At 60.2% G+C, this 18,909-nt stretch carries 15 protein-coding genes; 8 read left to right on the forward strand and 7 right to left on the reverse strand.

Annotation, left to right across the window (positions count from 1 at the left end; translation table 11 throughout):
- Positions 1–88: 88 nt before the first annotated feature.
- The 3 genes from HA46_RS02780 to HA46_RS02790 form a co-directional block, all read right to left on the reverse strand.
- Complete coding sequence (locus HA46_RS02780) at positions 89–1,606, reverse strand: carboxylesterase/lipase family protein (protein WP_033790106.1); 1,518 nt, start codon at positions 1,604–1,606, stop codon at positions 89–91.
- Between the two features lie 98 nt (positions 1,607–1,704).
- Complete coding sequence (gene hglS / locus HA46_RS02785) at positions 1,705–3,048, reverse strand: 2-oxoadipate dioxygenase/decarboxylase HglS (protein ID WP_033790107.1); 1,344 nt, start codon at positions 3,046–3,048, stop codon at positions 1,705–1,707.
- 69 nt (positions 3,049–3,117) lie between these two features.
- Positions 3,118–4,452, reverse strand: a complete 1,335-nt coding sequence (locus HA46_RS02790) for an MFS transporter (RefSeq protein WP_084882111.1) — start codon at positions 4,450–4,452, stop codon at positions 3,118–3,120.
- A gap of 320 nt (positions 4,453–4,772) precedes the next feature.
- Here HA46_RS02790 and HA46_RS02795 point away from each other — a divergent pair, with 320 nt between their 5' ends.
- A complete protein-coding gene (locus HA46_RS02795) occupies positions 4,773–5,693 on the forward strand; it encodes a LysR substrate-binding domain-containing protein (RefSeq protein ID WP_033790110.1) in 921 nt (306 codons plus the stop codon).
- On the opposite strand, the gene smrA is transcribed toward HA46_RS02795, so the two are convergent.
- Positions 5,690–6,256 carry a DNA endonuclease SmrA gene (gene smrA / locus HA46_RS02800; protein ID WP_033790112.1) on the reverse strand — a complete coding sequence of 189 codons (567 nt, stop codon included), beginning with the start codon at positions 6,254–6,256 and terminating at the stop codon, positions 5,690–5,692. The genes HA46_RS02795 and smrA overlap by 4 nt on opposite strands.
- Before the next feature lie 320 nt (positions 6,257–6,576).
- Here smrA and HA46_RS02805 point away from each other — a divergent pair, with 320 nt between their 5' ends.
- Both HA46_RS02805 and uspE read left to right on the forward strand, forming a co-directional pair.
- Entirely contained in the window at positions 6,577–7,329 is a 753-nt protein-coding gene (locus tag HA46_RS02805; protein WP_033747095.1) for a fumarate/nitrate reduction transcriptional regulator Fnr, read from the forward strand.
- Between the two features lie 174 nt (positions 7,330–7,503).
- A complete protein-coding gene (uspE, locus tag HA46_RS02810) occupies positions 7,504–8,466 on the forward strand; it encodes a universal stress protein UspE (protein WP_033790113.1) in 963 nt (320 codons plus the stop codon).
- A 205-nt stretch (positions 8,467–8,671) separates the two neighbouring features.
- Here the strand turns inward: uspE and pntB are convergent, their stop codons facing one another.
- Entirely contained in the window at positions 8,672–10,060 is a 1,389-nt protein-coding gene (gene pntB / locus HA46_RS02815) for a Re/Si-specific NAD(P)(+) transhydrogenase subunit beta (protein WP_084882112.1), read from the reverse strand.
- A 3-nt stretch (positions 10,061–10,063) separates the two neighbouring features.
- A complete protein-coding gene (pntA, locus tag HA46_RS02820; RefSeq protein WP_084882123.1) occupies positions 10,064–11,593 on the reverse strand; it encodes a Re/Si-specific NAD(P)(+) transhydrogenase subunit alpha in 1,530 nt (509 codons plus the stop codon).
- 535 nt (positions 11,594–12,128) lie between these two features.
- Between pntA and ydgH the strand changes: the two genes are divergently transcribed.
- Positions 12,129–13,082 carry a DUF1471 family protein YdgH gene (gene ydgH, locus HA46_RS02825; RefSeq protein WP_084882113.1) on the forward strand — a complete coding sequence of 318 codons (954 nt, stop codon included), beginning with the start codon at positions 12,129–12,131 and terminating at the stop codon, positions 13,080–13,082.
- A 203-nt stretch (positions 13,083–13,285) separates the two neighbouring features.
- Positions 13,286–14,677, forward strand: a complete 1,392-nt coding sequence (locus tag HA46_RS02830) for a basic amino acid/polyamine antiporter (protein WP_033790123.1) — start codon at positions 13,286–13,288, stop codon at positions 14,675–14,677.
- Here the strand turns inward: HA46_RS02830 and HA46_RS02835 are convergent.
- A complete protein-coding gene (locus HA46_RS02835; protein ID WP_033790126.1) occupies positions 14,674–15,090 on the reverse strand; it encodes a hypothetical protein in 417 nt (138 codons plus the stop codon). The genes HA46_RS02830 and HA46_RS02835 overlap by 4 nt on opposite strands.
- Positions 15,091–15,265: 175 nt before the next feature.
- On the opposite strand from HA46_RS02835, the gene rstA reads away from it, so the two are divergent.
- The 3 genes from rstA to HA46_RS02850 are packed head-to-tail and all read left to right on the forward strand — an operon-like array spanning position 15,266 to position 18,800.
- Positions 15,266–15,994: a two-component system response regulator RstA gene (rstA, locus tag HA46_RS02840; RefSeq protein WP_033790243.1), complete on the forward strand. Its 729-nt coding sequence runs from the start codon at positions 15,266–15,268 to the stop codon at positions 15,992–15,994.
- Positions 15,991–17,292 carry a two-component system sensor histidine kinase RstB gene (rstB, locus tag HA46_RS02845; protein WP_033790129.1) on the forward strand — a complete coding sequence of 434 codons (1,302 nt, stop codon included), beginning with the start codon at positions 15,991–15,993 and terminating at the stop codon, positions 17,290–17,292. The genes rstA and rstB overlap by 4 nt, the downstream gene beginning before the upstream one ends.
- A 20-nt stretch (positions 17,293–17,312) precedes the next feature.
- Entirely contained in the window at positions 17,313–18,800 is a 1,488-nt protein-coding gene (locus HA46_RS02850) for a carboxypeptidase M32 (protein ID WP_033790131.1), read from the forward strand.
- The last annotated feature ends 109 nt before the right edge of the window (positions 18,801–18,909 follow it).

Here is an 18,909-nt window from a genome sequence, read left to right on the forward strand (position 1 = left end):
CGCGATGCAGTGATAACTTTATGATTTAACAGAATTCTCGCCGGCAAGGAGAGGGGATAAACCTTGCCGGCGCCTTATTAATTAGCCGTCAAAGCTTCACCATGCTTTTCATCATCAGGCGAAACAGCCTCAGTCGGGCGCGTAAGAAATTGCGCTTTAGCAGCAGCGCCTCTTTTCCGCCCTCGCCGAACGCCAGCGTGACATCCTCGCCAGGATGCCAGGCGGGCCAGCTTATCTCACCCTCCAGCCGATGGCTGAAGGCGCTCGCGTCGCGCGCAAAGGCGAACCAGTAATCCGCCATGCGCTGCGCAAAGGCGCGATCGGCGGCGGTATAGGGCCGTTCGCTGTCGGCGGGCTGCATCGCCGTGAGGGTATTGAGCGTATAGGGCACGTCATTGCCGTGCCAGGCGCCGTGCGGATAGAGATCGCGCGACTGCTCGGAGATATAGTCGAACCAGTAGCGCCACCCTGGCATGCCGACGTTATGCTGCGCGCGCATCAGGATCCACGGCATGACGCTGAAGGCCATATCGCGCGCCGCCGCGCGTCCCAGCAGGCGATCGTCGTGAATATCGTAAAGCCACTTCAGCAGCCGGTAGCTGAACGGCCTGTTGACGCGCAGCTGGCGCATCACCTCGGCGCTGTCGACATTGAAGTACTCCAGCACGCTCGCTTCGTCGCTGTTGCTGCCCGCCATAAGCGGAATGCGATGCTGGCGCGCCGCCATAAAGGTATTCAGCATCGGCTGGGGCAGCACGGCATCGCCGGCAATCGGCACCGGCCCTTGCCATAAAGGCGACTCCAGCGGCCAGAAGGCGTCGGCAGGCAGCGCCCGCAGCTGTTGCGCTGTGGCGTTGGGCAGACCGAAATGCGCCGCGACCTGTTCGCCCTGCTGCAGCGCCGCTTTGCGTGGTTTGTCCGGCAGGCTATAGGCGCTTTGCACGATGGCTTTATGAAACAGCCCCTCCGCCAGCGGCGAGCAGCAGAGCGAAAGCACGCTGCGCGCGCCGGAGGATTCGCCGAACAACGTGACGTTGTCACGATTACCGCCAAACGCAGGAATGTTGCGCTGCACCCACTGCAGCGCGGCGATCTGATCGAGCAAGGCGAAATTGTTGACTACGCCGCCGTCGCGATACTCTGCGTCCAGCGCAGGATGAGCAAAAAATCCGAGGTGGCCGAGGCGGTAATTAATCGTCACCACTACGGCGCCGCGCGCCGCCAGCGGCTTGCCGTTATACGGCGGCAGCCCGCCCGATCCCATAACGAAGCCGCCGCCGTGCAGCCACACCATCACCGGCAGCGGCCGCGCAGGTTCTACGTCGGGGGTCCAGACGTTAAGATAGAGGCAGTCTTCGCTGAGCGGACCGGGATCGCCGCCGCCTGCAGCAACGCAGAGCGCGCGGTTCTGCCAGCAGGCGGCGCCGAACTCGGTCGCGTCGCGCACCTCGTGCCACGGCGTAACCGGCTGTGGTGCGCGCCAGCGCAGCGCGCCTACCGGCGCGGCGGCATATGGAATACCCTTAAAGACAAAGAGATCATCATCCATACTTCCTCTTAACTCGCCTTCAGCTGTGCTAAGGCGCAGAGGTCGTCTGTTTTTCATTACCTGTTCCCTGATAAAGCGTTAAGGCATTATCTACAGGGCGTTAAGATGTTGTCTATGTCCTTAGTGCATTTGCAGATTATGCTGAATCGTCGCCGTCAGGCCTCATGGAAACCGCATCGGGCCAGCGATTGCTGCTGACGCGCCTGATAAAGCCGCATTTCATCCTGCACCGGCGCGCCCAGCGCCGCTTCAAAATCGGCCCTGCTGGCGTGACCGGCGGAACGGCCCTGCGCCCGATCGCCCAGATTCGACTGGAAGATGCCTGCCGCGCTGACCGGCAGAAAATCCTCATACACGATGGGATCGGCAATGATGCGGCCCTGTTCGATCAGGGCCGCCAGCGATTCGCCCGGCTGCGGCGGCTGCGCCTCGCCCTGTTCGCTCAGCCGGTAGTCGAACCAGGCGAGTTCCTGTTCGCGCAGGCTATGCTCATCATCGGGAAAGGCGCGAAACACCTCGGCCAGGTGCTGCTGATGCAGGTGGTTGTCGACCCCAGTGCCGGCTGCCGCCAGCAGACGATCGTAGAGCGCGCGGCCTTTCGGCGTTAGCGCCGCGCCGCGCTGTTCGATTTCGCCAAAGCGTGCGGTATGGGTGCCGCTTTCACCCTGCTGGAAAACCACCGGCTCCTCCAGCGCCTTAAAGCTGGTCTGGCGCAGCAGAATCGGCACCTCGCGCCGCGGCGGCCCCTCGATCAGCGCCTTAGGATCGATGCCGTATTCCGGCATCAGCGCCTGCACCTGGTCGATATCGAGGGTGCGCGGCGTCAGGTGATTAATATGGCATCCCGGAAAGCAGACCACGTCGGCGACCAGGCGGTGCTGCTGGCTTAACGCCTGATAGGTGGCGCTGTCGACGGTGCTCAGCGCGTGCCAGCGGAACGTCTCCAGCGCCTCTTTAACGAAGGCGTCGGCGTCCGCTTCATCCAGGCCGCCCTGCTGCTGGTGCTGTGCAATCAGCGCCCGGCAGCGCGGCGTGAAAATGTCACGCTGCGCCAGAATCGCCGCCGCCTTTTCCCGCAGCGGGAGATCGTCGATCAGCTCCAGCCGCAGCAGCGAGGTAAAAATGCGAAAGGGATTGCGGCGCAGCGCCGCGTCGCTCACTGGCCGAAACGCGGTAGAGTGTACCGGCACGCCCGCCTGCGAGAGATCGTAATAGCCGACCGGCTCCATGCCCATCACCGCGAACATCTGCCGCAGCGTCGACAGCTCCTGCGCCGTGCCGACGCGAATGGCGCCGTGACGCTCCAGGTTAAGGCGGTCCAGCTCGTCCGCCGCGGCCAGCCGGCTTTTCAGCGCGGGACGTTCGGTTAAACAGCCCTCGTTGACGCGCTGCACCAGCGTCATCAGGGTGCCGTACTGCGGCACCTCTTGCTGATACATAGCGGACATCGCCTGCGAGAAGCGCGTACGAATAGCGTCTGCGCTGAGGAAGTGATTCATGGTGCCTGCTCCTGACGTGATCGAGATTGCTGCTACTGTAGAGCAACGCGCTGTCGGCAGGCGAAAAAGTTACGGATTTGTGATCGGCTTAAAGCCGAAGCGATTTTTCATCACCAGCATCACTGTGGTCAGCAGCGCAGGGATCGCCAGCAGTACAAAGATCAGGCTGAATGACCAGCCAGGCGAAAGCATCTCCGCGCCGACAAAGGCGCTGAGGATGGCGCCAACGCGTCCGACCCCGTGCATCCAGCTGGAGCCCGTGGCGCGCGCATGGGTGGGATAATAGCTGGCCGACAGCGCGTTCATGCCGGTGTTGGCCCCGTTGAAGCAGAAGCCGCTAAGAAAAGCGATGCCGCTCATTATCCCGACTTCCGCCGGGGAAAAGCCCAGCGCAACGATCGCCAGTCCGCCGCAGAAGTAGATTGCCGCCAGTGCCAGCGTGGCGTTGAAGCGATCCATCAGCCAGCCGGCGAACAGCGAGCCAAGGGTGCCGCCCGCCTGATACATCGCGGTGATAATGGCCGCTTCGGTGACCGACATGCCCAGCGTATTTATCAGCGACGGCAGCCAGCTGCCGATCAGATAGACCAGGAACAGCCCCATAAAATAGCCGCCCCACAGCATCAGGCTGCCGAACAGATAGCGACGCGATACCACGGTAGCGATTGCGCCCTGCGTCGGCAGCGTCGGCTCCTGAGAGTGAAACGCGCTGTCGGGCCGCGTGGCCCCTGGCAGCATCCGCTCAAGAATAGCGTGAATGCGCGTCGCCGGCGCGCGGCGGCTTATCAGAAAGCGTACCGACTCCGGCAGGCCGCGCACCAGAAACGGCAGAACTGCCAGCGGCAGAATGCCGCCCAGCAACATCACGGCATGCCAGCTATAGCGCGGCAGCAGCCAGGAGGCGGCGAAACCGCCGCTGGCGGCGCCGAAGGTAAAGCCGCAGAACACCACGGTGATAAGAAAGGCGCGGCGGCGCTCCGGCGCATACTCCGCTACCAGCGTGCCGACATTGGGCATCGCCGCCCCCAGTCCCAGGCCGGTAAGGAAGCGAAACAGCATCATCTGCTCAATGTTGTTCGCCAGCGCAGTGGCCAGCGTCCAGAGCCCGAAGAAAAAGACGCTGAGGATAATCATCATGCGTCGACCGTAGCGATCGGCCAGCGGCCCCGCCAGCATCGCGCCGAGCGCCAGCCCGACCAGCGCCGCGCTGATCACCACGCCAAGCTGATGGTTGGTCACACCCCAACTCGCCTTCAGCGTTGGCGCGATAAAGCCCATTAGCGCGATATCCATGCCGTCAAGGGCAACGACGATAAAGCAGAGCGCGATCAGACGCTTTTGCCAGCGGCTGAGCGCTGACTGATTGATTAACTGGCGAACGTCCACGGCTTCGACGCTGGTCACTGCGAACTCCTCACTGCGCTCACCCTGAGGCATCAGTTTTGGTAAAAAAAACGGCGGTTATGATAGCCCATCGTTAACGATAAGACGCCTGATTTTTATATGATATTGAGAATTATTCAACATTAAAGCGCTAACCTGTTGAATTTGAATAACCAGGATCGATGTAATTAGCTGCCCTTGCTCACCACCCAGCTAATTTTGCCGCTTTATCAATAACTCGCGTAAAAGGCCGCTTTTTGTTAATTTTATTTTGCAGCAAAGTTAACAAAACCCTACTTTATTGGTTGCCGACCGACGGTAAAACTCATTAAGTTTGAGAGATGGAAAAAAATATCCTTTTCAATCAGCGCATTCGATTGCGCCATCTTCATACCTTTGTTGCGGTGGCGCAGCAGGGAACCCTGGGACGCGCGGCGGAAACGCTGAGCCTGAGCCAGCCTGCGCTGTCAAAAACCCTTAACGAGCTTGAGGAGCTGACGGGCGTTCGCCTGTTTGAGCGCGGCCGACTGGGCGCGCAGCTCACTACCATGGGCGAACAGTTTTTGATCCACGCGGTGAAGGTGCTGGATGCGCTCAACCACGCGGGCCAGAGCGTTAATCTGCCGGTCTCGACGCGCCCGGTGGTCATCCGCCTTGGCGCGCTGACCACCGCGGCCATGGGCATGCTGCCGCAGATCCTCGATCGTTTCCACCAGCAGCAGCCCCATGCGACTGTGCAGGTCGCCACTCTGCATAATAACGTGCTGCTCGCCGGGCTGCGCGCGGGCGAATTCGAGATTGGCATCGGCCGCATGGCGGACAGCGAAATGATGGCCGGACTCACCTACGAGCTGCTGTTTCTTGAGTCCCTCAAGCTGGTGGTGCGACCTGAACACCCGCTTTTAAGTGACAACGTCACTCTTTCCCGGGCGATGCAGTGGCCTGTGGTGATTTCGCCTGAAGGCACCGCGCCGCGCCGCATCGCGCAGCAGATGCTCGATGAACAGGGCTGCACCCTGCCGAGCACCTGCGTCGAAACCTCATCAACCTCGCTGGCGCGTCAGCTGGCGCTTCGCTATGACTACGTCTGGTTTGTGCCGTCGGGCGCTATCAAGGAGGATCTGGCGCATAACGCGCTGTGCGCCCTTCCCATTAGTTCATCGGGGCCCGGGGAACCGGTGGGTATTATTACCCGCACCGGCCATTCTCTGAGCCTTAGCGCTGAGATCCTGATGGCGACCATCCGCAAGGCGCCGGACTAGCGGCTACGTTTCGCGTGGCGCTCGCGGTTGTCCAGCCGCGCCTTTTCGGTCTTACGCAGGCCGACGTAAAGCGCGCCCGCGCCGCCGTGCTGCGGCTGCGAAGCGCAGAAGGTCTGGACGTCGTCGAACTGACGCAGCCAGCGCGCCAGATAGCTGCGCACGATATTGGCGTGGGATTCGTTGTCGCGCCCTTTGCCATGAATGATCAGTAAATTGCGCAACCCCTCTTTACGCGCCTGCTGCATAAAACTGAATACCGCCTGGCGGCAGGTCTCTACCGGCTGGCGCAGCAGGTTAAGGCTGGCGTCCATCTTGTATTCCCCTTTGCGCAGCTTATCCAGCACCCCCTGCTGAATGCCGTCGGCCTTGTACTCCAGCGGCGTAGCCAGGGGGATAATGTCGAGGTAGCCGCGCGTCAGAAAGTTCTCTTCTTCCGCCTCTGCCTCAGGCCGACGCGGCGCTTTGGTCGAGGGCGATTTTAGCCACAGGGTGCTGGCGCTGTCTTTCAATGGAGTGACGTCACCCATGGCATCCCGAAACAGGTCTTCATCGTCCAGGTTCATAGTAATTTCTCTCACGCCAGATCAATTAGGGAACAGAGATCATATCCGTCTCTGCAGATGCAATAGTAGCAAACGCCAAAAAAGGTGTGCCAGCGCTGAATCGCGCCAGATTGACGTTTAGAAAATGCGCATCGGGATCAAAAAAGTGGAAAGTTTTCGTGCCAGATAACAAAAGTGTGACGCGCAGGGCTTGCTACAGCGCGGTTCCGCGCCACTCCTGACATCCCTACTCTTTATAAGCCTAAAACTGCTCGGACGAGTTCCCTTCAGCACAAAAAATGTTAAAATTGACACCAGTCAATAATCGTCGAGCGTACATTATGATCACTGAAAAACGCACCATTCGCCGTATTCAGTCAGGTGGCTGTGCCATCCACTGTCAGGACTGCAGCATTAGTCAGCTATGCATTCCGTTCACCCTGAACGAACATGAGCTGGATCAGCTCGACAATATTATCGAGCGCAAAAAACCGATTCAAAAAGGCCAGACGCTGTTTAAAGCGGGCGATGATTTGAAATCGCTCTACGCTATCCGCTCCGGCACCATTAAAAGTTATACCATCACCGAACAGGGCGACGAGCAGATTACCGGCTTCCATCTGGCGGGCGATCTGGTCGGCTTCGACGCCATTATGAGCGGCAGCCACCCGAGCTTCGCGCAGGCGCTGGAAACGGCGATGGTCTGCGAGATCCCATTCGAAACGCTGGACGATTTGTCAGGCAAAATGCCGGCTCTGCGCCAGCAGATGATGCGTCTGATGAGCGGCGAAATCAAAGGCGACCAGGATATGATCCTGCTGCTGTCGAAGAAAAACGCCGAAGAGCGACTGGCCGCGTTTATCTGGAATCTTTCCCGCCGTTTCGGCCAGCGCGGCTTCTCGCAGCGCGAGTTCCGCCTGACGATGACGCGCGGCGACATCGGCAACTACCTCGGCCTGACCGTCGAGACTATCAGCCGCCTGCTGGGCCGTTTTCAGAAATCGGGCATGCTGGCGGTGAAAGGCAAATATATCACCATTGAAAACCATGACCTGCTGTCCGAACTGGCCGGTCAGAGCGTTCAGGCTGCTTAATTAATTGGTCGCCTAATGATTAGAGTTGCAGGTATGCGCGCAATGCCTCTGCAACTCTGATTGGCACCGCAAATTTGTTAGTTTATTGATCCCACAGCAACTTTTCCGCTTCTTCCCGTCCTTAACTTAGGCTATCTTTAAACCAGTTCGCCTTGGTTTAAGGAGTTATTCCCTATGTCCCGCTACCAAAATATGCTGGTCGCTATCGATCCCCAGCAAGACGATCAGCCGGCGCTGCGCCGCGCGGTTTACCTTAATCAGCGTATCGGCGGCAAAATCAAAGCCTATCTGCCGATTTACGATTTCTCGTATGAGATGACCACGCTGCTCTCCCCTGACGAGCGCGCATCGATGCGGCAAGGCGTGATCAGCCAGCGCACCGAGTGGATCCGCGAGCAGGCGCGCGCCTATCTTGAGGCAGGCGTGGAGATCGAAATTAAGGTGGTCTGGCATAATCGTCCCTATGAAGCGATTATTCAGGAAGTGCTGGCGCACGGGCACGATCTGGTGCTGAAGATGGCGCATCAGCACGACCGGCTGGAAGCGGTGATCTTTACGCCTACCGACTGGCATCTGCTGCGTAAGTGCCCTTGCCCGGTGTGGATGGTAAAAGATCAGCCCTGGCCGGAAGGCGGCAAAGCGGTAGTGGCGGTCAATCTCGCCAGCGAAGAGCCGCACCACGATGAGCTGAACCAGAAGCTGATCCGCGAAACCACGCGGCTGGCGGAGATGGTGAACCACACCGAGGTGCATCTGGTGGGCGCCTATCCTGTTACCCCGATCAACATCGCGATTGAACTGCCTGATTTCGATCCCAGCGTTTATAACGACGCAATCCGCGGCCAGCATCTGGTGGCGATGAAGGCGCTGCGTCAGAAATTCGCTATCCGCGAGGAGTTTACCCACGTCGCCAAGGGGCTGCCTGAAGAGGTGATCCCCGATATCGCCAGCCAGCTCAGCGCCGGTATTGTAGTGCTCGGCACCATCGGCCGCACCGGCCTGTCGGCGGCGTTTCTCGGCAATACGGCGGAACAGGTTATCGACCATCTGCGCTGCGATTTGCTGGCGATCAAGCCTGACGATTTTGCCTCGCCCATTACGCTCGATGACGACGATGAAGAGGATGACGAGGAATAAGAGCAAGGGCGGCCAGCTGGCCGCCCTTAACGTGTAGATAAACGTTAAACGCGGGAGACATGGACCGAAGAGCAAAGCGTCCCGCGCAAGGGACTGCGCGGGTCGAGCCGCCAGGGATGGCGCTTTTGCGTCTTTGCGATCGGGCCTTGTCACCCGCGTCGGCACATTTATAAAGCTAAGGGCGGCCAGTTGGCCGCCCTTGTTGTTACAGCGCTTTCAGTATTCCTTCCACGCTCGCTTTGGCGTCGCCGAACAGCATCTGCGTGTTCTCTTTGAAGAACAGCGGATTCTGCACCCCGGCATAGCCGGTATTCATCGAACGCTTAAACACGATTACGTTCTGCGCCTTCCACACTTCCAGCACCGGCATGCCCGCAATAGGGCTGCGCGGATCGTCCTGCGCCGCCGGGTTGACGGTGTCGTTGGCGCCGATGACCAGCACGGTATCGGTGTCGGCGAAGTCGTCGTTAATCTCATCCATCTCCAGCACCACGTCGTAAGGCACTTTCGCCTCCGCCAGCAGCACGTTCATATGGCCTGGCAGACGTCCCGCGACCGGGTGAATGCCGAAGCGCACCTTGACGCCGCGCGCGCGCAGCTTCTCTGTGATCTCCGCCACCGGATACTGCGCCTGCGCCACCGCCATGCCGTAGCCCGGGGTGATGATCACCGATGAAGAGTGCTTCAGCAGTTCGGCCGTCTCTTCCACGCTGATTTCGCGATGCTCGCCCGCCTCTTCGCTCTCGCCGCCCGCGCTGCTGTCGGTGCCGAAGCCGCCGGCGATCACGCTGAAAAAGGAGCGGTTCATCGCCTTACACATAATGTAAGAGAGGATGGCGCCCGACGACCCCACCAGCGCGCCGGTCACGATCAGCAGGTCATTGCTCAGCATAAAGCCCGCCGCCGCCGCCGCCCAGCCCGAGTAGGAGTTAAGCATCGACACCACCACCGGCATATCTGCGCCGCCGATAGAGGCCACCAGATGCCAGCCGAAGGCGAGCGCGATCAGCGTCATCAGCAGCAGCGCGAATACCTGCGCGCCGGTGCTCTCGGTGCGTACAAACCACAGCAGCAGCAGGAAAGAGACCACCAGCGCCAGCAGGTTGAGCTTATGGCGATGCGGCAGCATCAGCGGACGCGATGAGATCTTGCCGCGCAGCTTGCCGAACGCCACCAGCGAGCCGGTAAAAGTCACGGCGCCGATAAAGATGCCGAGGAAGACTTCGGTCAGGTGAATATTCTCCATCACCGCAGGCAGGCCCGGACCGTGATCGATAAAGCTGTTGAAGCCCACCAGCACCGCGGCCAGGCCGACGAAGCTGTGCAGGATCGCCACCAGCTCCGGCATTTCGGTCATTTCGACCTTCTGCGCCAGACGCATGCCGATAGCGCCGCCAATTACCATCGCCAGCAAAATCCAGGCGACATGGCCGCTGTCGGGACCAAAAATGGTCGCCAGCAGCGCCAGCGCCATTCCGCTGATGCCGAAGAGATTGCCCTGCTTCGAGGTCTCATGCTTCGAGAGCCCCGCCAGGCTGAAAATAAACAGAATCGCGGCAACAATGTATGCTGCAGTTACTAATCCGCCAGACATCGGTTACCCCTTACGAAACATTTTCAGCATGCGCTGGGTGACGGTGAAACCGCCGAAAATATTGATGCTGGCAATCAGCACCGCAATAAACGAAATAAAGGTGACCCAGCCGCCATGCCCCATCTGCAGCACCGCGCCAACCACGATAATGCCGGAGATGGCGTTGGTGACCGACATCAGCGGCGTATGCAGCGCGTGGCTGACGTTCCATACCACGTAGTAGCCGACCACGCAGGCGAGCGCGAACACGGTGAAGTGCGACAGGAACGCCGCGGGAGCGACGTTGGCGAGGCAGGCGAACAGCACGATCGCCAGCGCCAGCAGCAGATACTTACGCCAGGTGGGCGCCGGCTTCGCCGCCTCCTTGACCACCGGCTGCGCCGCAGGCGCCGCTTTCGGCGCGGCGGAGACCTGAATCGGCGGCGCGGGCCAGGTGACCTCGCCGTCGCGGATCACGGTCACGCCGCGCACCACGACGTCGTCGAAATCGATGGCGATTTCGCCGTTCTTCTCTTTGCACAGCAGCTTCATCAGGTTCACCAGATTGGTGCCGTAGAGCTGAGAGGATTGGGTCGGCAGGCGGCTGGGAAGATCGGTATAGCCAATGATCTTCACGCCGTTGTCGCTGACGGTAACGCGATCGGCAACGGTCAGCTCGCAGTTGCCGCCGGTTTGCGCCGCCAAATCGACGATGACGCTGCCCGGCTTCATGCTGGCCACCATCTCGGCGGTAATCAGTTTCGGCGCCGGTTTGCCCGGAATCAGCGCCGTGGTGACGATGATGTCGACCTCTTTCGCCTGCGCGGCGAACAGCGCCATCTCCGCCTTGATAAAGGCTTCCGACATCACTTTCGCATAGCCGTCACCGCTGCCCGCTTCCTCTTCGAAATCGAGCTCAAGGAATTCGGCGCCCATGCTCTGCACCTGCTCTTTCACTTCCGGGCGGGTATCGAAGGCGCGCACGATGGCGCCGAGGCTGCCCGCCGCGCCAATAGCCGCCAGGCCAGCGACGCCCGCGCCGATCACCATCACTTTCGCCGGCGGCACTTTTCCCGCCGCGGTGATCTGTCCGGTAAAGAAACGGCCGAACTCATGGGCGGCTTCGACGATGGCGCGATAGCCGGCGATGTTGGCCATTGAACTGAGGGCATCCAGCGACTGGGCGCGCGAGATGCGCGGCACGGCATCCATCGCCATTACGGTCACCTGACGCGCCGCCAGCTTCTCCAGCAGCGCCGCGTTTTGCGCCGGCCAGACAAAGCTCACCAGCGTGCTTCCCGCACGGGTCAGCGCGATCTCCTCGTCATCGGGCGCGTTGACCTTCAGCACGATATCGGACTGCCAGATCTGCTGGCTGTCGCAGAGGGTGGCGCCTGCGGCGGCGAAACTCTCGTCATCAAAACTGGCGCGTTTGCCTGCCTCATGCTCGACGGCGACGCTAAAACCCAGTTTGATAAGCTGCTCTACGGTTTTCGGCGTCGCCGCCACGCGCGCCTCGTTGGGCAATCGCTCTTTGGGTATTCCAATTAACATATTCATCCCTTTCATCGATTGATGATGGCTTGTCGACCGCATAACGACGCAGCGCCTGAAACAGGGTTTCAGGCGCTTATGAACGAAATGCACTTGTATCAAAGTATTTATAACCTACTGAAAATATGAACAGCGATCTACCATCAGAACCTCTGTCGGTAACATTCATGCGATTATTCAGCGTCAAAAGAGAAAAGCCGCGCTATGCGACTGCAAAATGAAAAGTTTGAAATATATTCTGCTGAGCAGAATCGTGTCATGACGAATATCCGGTTAATAAAAACCTTTATTTAACAATGCATTAACTGTCAGGGTACTAAGCGTTACCACCTTTACTGATAATCAGTACAAAAAACGCCCTTAGCAAACTTGCATGACGCCATGATGAATTTCGCTATCAATTTCCCGTGATTTGTCGCATAAATTGGCTGCGACAGCCTGTTTATAACATGCAATAATCATCGGCTAATCTGTTATACATCAAGAGTCCAGCACGTTTTCGTACTCATTTTGCGTAAGGCGAAGGATCATTTTTATGAAGCTGAAGAACACCATTCTGGCGTCAACCTTGTTATCCCTGCTCGCGGGCAACGCATTCGCCGCGCAGGAACTGACGCCGGAAAAAGCGGCCGAGCTGAAACCATTCGAACGTATTAACGTCACCGGCCGTTTTAATGCGATTAACGACGCGGCCGACGCCGTGTCGAAACGTGCGGATGAGCTGGGTGCCGCCTCTTACTACATTCAGGGCATCAACGACAGCAACGGCAACAGCGGCAACTGGCGCGTGACGGCCGACCTCTATAAAGCGGACGCGCCGAAAGCGAAAGACACCAAAACCTACCGCGTCATGAACGGCGTGAAAGAGCTGCCGAAGGCGGAAGCCTTCCGTCTGGAGCCGTTCGACACCGTAAGCGTCAGCGGCTTCTTCGCCAGCCAGCCGGATGTCAACGACGCCATCAGCAAAGCGGCGAAAGAGAAAGGCGCCGCCTCGTTCTTTATCGTGCGCCAGGTGGACGCCAACAACGGCGGCAACCAGTACGTAACCGCCTATGTCTATAAGGCCGACGCGAAAGAGCGTAAGGTGCAGAGCCCGAACCTGATCCCGGCAGACTCCGAAGCGGGCAAAGCGGCGCTGGCGGCTGGCGGCGAAGCGGCGAAACGCGTGGAGATCCCGGGCGTCGCTTCATCGGAAACCCCGAGCAGCAGCGTGGGTCGCTTCTTCGAAACCCAGAGCTCTACCGGCCAGCGCTACACCGTGAAACTCGCCAACGGCAAGTCGATCCAGGAAGTGAACGCCATCACCGCTGCGCAGATGCAGCCGTTTGACACCGTGACCTTTACCGGCCACTTCAGCACGCCGACCGAAATCTCGGAAGAGGTCGCGAAACGCGCCGCGGATAAAGGGGCGAAGTACTACCACGTGACCCGCCAGTGGCAGAACCAGAGCGGCGGCAACCTCACCGTCACCGCCGATCTCTTCAAGTAATTTCCTTCAGGGCGGCGCCTGCCGCCCTGCTGTTTGCATTATCCCTTCACAATTTTGCATAACCACGCATTGCCATCCCTTTTCGCACTCCGTAGAATCTGCGCCCTGCTTCCAGGTGAATCCATCATGTAAAAGCAAAACAGCGCGGTTAAATTCGTCGCTCAGAACATAATCCAGCCACTTATGCTAGCAGGAAGGGTATTTTGGAGAAAAAATTAGGTCTCAGCGCGCTCACCGCGCTGGTGCTCAGCTCAATGCTCGGCGCGGGCGTGTTCAGTTTGCCGCAGAATATGGCGGCGGTAGCGGGTCCGGCCGCCCTGCTGATCGGCTGGCTGATCACCGGCGTCGGCATCCTGTTTCTGGCGCTGGCGATGCTGATGCTCACCCGGCTGAAGCCGGATCTCGACGGCGGCATCTTTACCTATGCCCGCGCCGGTTTCGGCGAGCTGCTCGGCTTCTGTTCCGCCTGGGGCTACTGGCTATGCGCGGTAATCGCCAATGTCTCCTATCTGGTCATCGTCTTCTCGGCGCTGAGCTTTTTTACCGACACGCCCGACCGCGTGGTGTTCGGCGACGGCAATACCTGGCAGGCGATGCTGGGCGCGTCGCTGCTGCTGTGGATGGTGCATTTTCTGGTGCTGCGCGGCGTACAGACCGCGGCAAGCATCAATCTGCTGGCGACGCTCGGCAAGCTGGTGCCGCTGCTGCTGTTCGTGGTGCTGGCGGTCGCGGCCTTTAATTACGACCAGTTCCATTTCGACTTTTCCGGCCTGACGCTCGGCGTGCCGCTGTGGGAGCAGGTGAAGCAGACCATGCTGATTACCCTGTGGGTATTTATCGGCGTGGAAGGCGCGGTGGTGGTTTCCGCCCGCGCGCGACATAAAAAAGATGTGGGTCGCGCCACCCTGCTGGCGGTGCTGGCTGCGCTGCTGGTCTATCTGCTGGTGACGCTGCTGTCGCTCGGTATCGTGCCGCGCGCCGAACTGGCGCAGATGCGCAACCCGTCGATGGCGGGCCTGATGACGCGCCTGATGGGCCACTGGGGCGATGCGGTGATCGCCGCCGGCCTGATCGTGTCGGTGTGCGGCGCCTACCTGAGCTGGACGATTATGGCGGCGGAAGTGCCGCTGATCGCCGCGCAGCAGGGCGCCTTCCCACGCAGCATCGCGCGTCAGAACCCGCGCGGCGCGCCTGCCGCCTCGCTCTGGCTGACCAACGGCAGCGTGCAGATTTGCCTGATCCTGATCGCCCTGACCCACGCCGACTACAACACGCTGCTGACCATCGCCTCAGAGATGATCCTGGTGCCCTACCTGCTGGTGGGGCTCTATCTGGTGAAGCTGACGCGCGGCAAAGCGCAGCCGCTGGCGCTGGCGATCGGTCTCGGCGCCAGCCTTTATGGACTCTGGCTGCTTTACGCCTCAGGGCCGCTGCATCTGCTGCTGTCGGTGGTGCTCTATGCGCCAGGCCTGCTGCTGTTTCTCTTCGCCCGTCGCGGCGGACGCGCCGACGTCTCGCTGACCCAGCTGGAGCGCGTGGCTATTGGCTTGTTGATGGCGGCGTCGCTGCCCGCGATGTGGCAGCTAGTGGTTTAGTGCGGCTGACCGGGAATCGCCACACACAGCAGGTCATCCTGCTGTGTGAGATTAAGCGGTTTGCGGTATTCCTGATGGATAGCATCCAGCTGCTGAGCAGAGAGCGGATAAGGCAGCTGGATATCGAAACGGCTGATGTGCTGCTGTTCGGCCAGGACAATGAGGCGAGCGATATTGATTTCGTCGCTGACCTGGGTCGAAATGATTTGTAATGCTAATTCTTTCAGATGCTCGTCGCCTGCCTGTAGACTGCGAGCTGAAGATTTACGCGTCACCATGCCGAAAATCGGCATCACGCCGTAGATGGCGTCAACGAAGCTCCAGCGTTTTTTGCAGGAGGCGGAGAGAAAATCACTGTAGTTCAGGCAGATGCGGTCACTGTATACGGCTGAAGCCAGCTCTTTATCAGACACCCTCTCTCTCCCTCTGTTTTTCATTATGGTTCAGAATCTTTCTTAAACGCGCTGTTAATGATGGCACATTTTGCCGTGCGGATACCAGTCGCGCAGGGATATTTCGTGCGGTGGCATAGTGCTCAGGACCGGGAAAAGCTATGCTGCTCGCCAGGCTTATTTGTCGCAGTGGATTATGAATAAAATCGTTTTTGTTGAAGACGAACCGGAAGTGGGTTCGCTGATTGCGGCCTACCTTGGCCGCCACGATATCGAGGTGATCGTCGAGACGCGGGGCGACCGCGCCGAAGCGGTGATTGCGGCCGAACAGCCGGACCTCGTGATGCTGGATATCATGCTGCCGGGCAAAGACGGCATGACCCTGTGCCGCGATTTGCGCAGCCAGTGGCAGGGCCCGATCGTGCTGCTCACCTCGCTCGACAGCGATATGAACCATATTCTGGCGCTGGAGATGGGCGCGCAGGACTATATTCTGAAAACCACCCCGCCTGCGGTGCTGCTGGCGCGGCTGCGGCTGCATCTGCGCCAGGCGCAGCTCGGCCACGGCGATGACGCGCCCGCGCCTGCTGCGGCGCAAGCGCAGAAGCTGCTGCGCTTCGGTTCGCTCACCATCGACGCGCTGAATCGCGAAGTGACGCTGTTTAGCGAGCAGATCGTGCTCTCCACCGCCGACTTCGACCTGCTGTGGGAGCTGGCCACGCACGCCGGACAGATCCTGAATCGCGACGCGCTGCTGAAAACCCTGCGCGGCGTCAGCTATGACGGGCTGGATCGCAGCATCGACGTGGCGATTTCCCGCCTGCGCAAAAAGCTGCATGACAGCGCCACCGAGCCTTTCCGCATCAAAACCATTCGCAACAAGGGCTATCTGTTCGCTCCGCAGGCGTGGGATACCCAGGCATGAGGAAACTGTTTATCCAGTTCTATCTTCTGCTCTTCGTCTGTTTTCTGGTGATGGCGCTGCTGGTAGGCCTGGTCTACAAATTCACCGCCGAGCGCGCCGGCAGACAGTCGATGAACGACCTGATGGCGAGCTCGCTCTATCTGATCCGCAGCGAGCTGCGTGAAATCCCGCCGCGCGACTGGAACAGAACCATCAAAAGCCTCGATCTCGGCCTGTCGTTCGACCTGCATATCGAGCCGATGAGCAAATATCAGCTCGACGAGCCCGATATGCGCCGGCTGCGCGCCGGCGAGATTGTCGCGCTGGACGATCAGTACACCTTTTTGCAGCATATTCCGCGCAGCCATTACGTGCTCTCCGTCGGCCCGATCCCCTACCTCTTTTATCTGCATCAGATGCGGCTGCTGGACATCGCGCTGCTGGTGTTTATCGGCATGTCGCTGGCGCTGCCGGTGTTTATCTGGATGCGGCCGCACTGGAAAGAGATGCAGCGCCTGGAGATTGCGGCGCAGCGCTTTGGCCGCGGCGAGCTGGATGTACGCACCCATTTCGACAACACCTCCAGCCTGTTCCGCCTGGGGGTCGCCTTTAACCAGATGGCGGAAAACATCAATACGCTGGTGGCGAGCAAAAAGCAGCTGATCGACGGCATCGCCCACGAGCTACGCACGCCGCTGGTGCGCCTGCGCTACCGGCTGGAGATGAGCGATAACCTTACCGCAGGCGAGTCCGCTGCTATCAACCGCGATATCGGCCAGCTGGAGAGTCTGATCGAGGAGCTGCTTACCTATGCGCGGCTCGACCGCCCGCGCGTCGATCTCAACCTGACCTCGCTCGATCTGGCGAACTGGCTGCGCGAACACATTAACGACGTGCGCGCCCTTAATCCGCACACGCAGATCGATCTCGACCTGCCGCAGCGCGAAAATCACGGCGTCTCCGACACCCGCCTGATGGAGCGCGTGCTGGACAACCTCGTCAACAACGCGCTGCGCTACGCCGGTCATCGGCTGCGCGTCAGCCTGTGGTTCGACGGCGCGCTCGGCTGCCTGCAGGTGGAAGATGACGGCCCCGGCATTCCGGCCGAGGAGCGCGAGCGCGTCTTCGAGCCCTTTGTTCGCCTCGATCCGAGCCGCGACCGCGCTACCGGCGGCTGCGGACTGGGGCTCGCTATCGTTCACTCTATTGCGCAGGCGCTCGGCGGCCACGTCAGCATCGAAGGCAGCCCGCTCGGCGGCGCCAGCGTTCGCTTTTGCTGGCCGGTTGATCTACCTTTGCGTGCCCCTTCGGCGCGATAAACCTTCACAAGGAGTTTCTGTTGACTACTGCTTATCAACAACTGAGTGCGACTTTCCAGCGGCTCTCCCGCTTCGGCCATCTGATGGCGGTCGCGGGCTGGGACATGCAGACCATGATGCCAACCGGCGGCAGCCAGGCGCGCGGCGAAGCGCTGGCGGAGATGGGCGTGCTGCGCCATGAGATCCTGACCGATCCGCGCGTCGGCGAACTGATTCAGGAAGCCGAGCAGGCTGACCTGAACGACGTCGAGCGCGCCAACCTGCGCGAGATGCTGCGCGCCTGGCAGCAGGCGTCGCTGCTGCCCGCCTCGCTGGTAGAGGCAAAATCGCTGGCCGGTTCGCGCTGCGAGCACGCCTGGCGTGAACAGCGTCCGGCGAACGACTGGCAAGGCTTTGCCGCCAACCTGAAAGAGGTGGTGCGCCTGAGCCGCGAAGAGGCGCAGCTGCGTGCGGAGGCGAACAACACGTCGCGCTACGACGCCCTGCTCGATCTCTATGAGCCGGGCATGACCGGCGCGAAGCTGGACGCGACCTTCGGCGAACTGAAAAGCTGGCTGCCCGATCTGCTGCAGCGCGTGGTGGAAAAACAGGCGCAGGAGCCTGTCGAGCAGCCGCAGGGCCCCTTCGCTATCGCCGCACAACGCGAGCTCGGCCTGAGCGTCATGACCACCCTGGGCTTCGATTTCCGCCACGGACGTCTCGACGTCAGCGCACATCCCTTCTGCGGCGGTGTGCCGGAGGATGTGCGCATCACCACGCGCTACAATCAGGAGGAGTTTCTCAGCGCGCTGATGGGCGTTATCCATGAGACCGGCCATGCGCGTTACGAGCAGGGCCTGCCGCAGCAGTGGCGCAGCCAGCCGGTAGGCCTGGCGCGATCGACCGCCATCCACGAGTCGCAAAGCCTGTTTATGGAGATGCAGCTGGGCCGCAGCCGCGAGTTCCTGCAGCGCATTCTGCCGCAGGTGTGCGACAAGCTGGGCGCGCAGCCGGCGCTGGAGCCGGAAAACTTCGTGCGCCTGACGCAGCGCGTCAAACCGGGCTTTATCCGCGTCGACGCCGATGAGCTGAGCTATCCGGCGCACGTGATTTTACGCTTCGAGATTGAACGCGCGCTGATTGAAGGCGACATCGAGGTTGAGGATATCCCGGCGCTGTGGGATGAGAAGATGATGCAGTCTTTAGGGCTGGATACGCGCGGCAACTACCGCGACGGCTGCATGCAGGATATTCACTGGACCGACGGCGCATTCGGCTACTTCCCGACCTACACGCTGGGCGCCATGTACGCGGCGCAGCTATTCCAGGCGGTGAAGAAAGCGCTGCCCGATACAGGCGAACGCCTGCAGCATGGCGAACTGCAGCCGGTGTTCGACTGGCTGCAGCAGAACATCTGGCAGCACGGCAGCCGTTTTCCGACCGAGCAGCTGCTGATCAACGCCACCGGCGAAGCGCTGAACCCGCGCTTTTTCCGCCAGCATCTTGAACAACGCTACCTGAATCGCTAATCTGTGCGGCCTTCGCGGCCGCCTTTTTCCCGTTTTGTACAATCGGTTACACGCCGATACCAAACACCCACGGAAACCCGTCCTCGTTTTTTTATAGTCTTTTCACCGG

It is taken from the genome of Pantoea septica (assembly GCF_002095575.1).
Classification (GTDB): Bacteria; Pseudomonadota; Gammaproteobacteria; order Enterobacterales; family Enterobacteriaceae; genus Pantoea; species Pantoea septica.

Excerpts from the sequence above, each read along its gene's own strand:
- hglS (WP_033790107.1), bottom strand. The coding sequence starts at position 3,048 with ATGAATCACTTCCTCAGCGCAGACGCTATTCGTACGCGCTTCTCGCAG.
- uspE (WP_033790113.1), top strand. The coding sequence starts at position 7,504 with ATGTCCCGCTACCAAAATATGCTGGTCGCTATCGATCCCCAGCAAGAC.
- smrA (WP_033790112.1), bottom strand. The coding sequence starts at position 6,256 with ATGAACCTGGACGATGAAGACCTGTTTCGGGATGCCATGGGTGACGTC.
- rstA (WP_033790243.1), top strand. The coding sequence starts at position 15,266 with ATGAATAAAATCGTTTTTGTTGAAGACGAACCGGAAGTGGGTTCGCTG.
- HA46_RS02805 (WP_033747095.1), top strand. The coding sequence starts at position 6,577 with ATGATCACTGAAAAACGCACCATTCGCCGTATTCAGTCAGGTGGCTGT.
- rstB (WP_033790129.1), top strand. The coding sequence starts at position 15,991 with ATGAGGAAACTGTTTATCCAGTTCTATCTTCTGCTCTTCGTCTGTTTT.
- pntA (WP_084882123.1), bottom strand. The coding sequence starts at position 11,593 with ATGTTAATTGGAATACCCAAAGAGCGATTGCCCAACGAGGCGCGCGTG.
- ydgH (WP_084882113.1), top strand. The coding sequence starts at position 12,129 with ATGAAGCTGAAGAACACCATTCTGGCGTCAACCTTGTTATCCCTGCTC.
- pntB (WP_084882112.1), bottom strand. The coding sequence starts at position 10,060 with ATGTCTGGCGGATTAGTAACTGCAGCATACATTGTTGCCGCGATTCTG.
- HA46_RS02795 (WP_033790110.1), top strand. The coding sequence starts at position 4,773 with ATGGAAAAAAATATCCTTTTCAATCAGCGCATTCGATTGCGCCATCTT.
- HA46_RS02780 (WP_033790106.1), bottom strand. The coding sequence starts at position 1,606 with ATGAAAAACAGACGACCTCTGCGCCTTAGCACAGCTGAAGGCGAGTTA.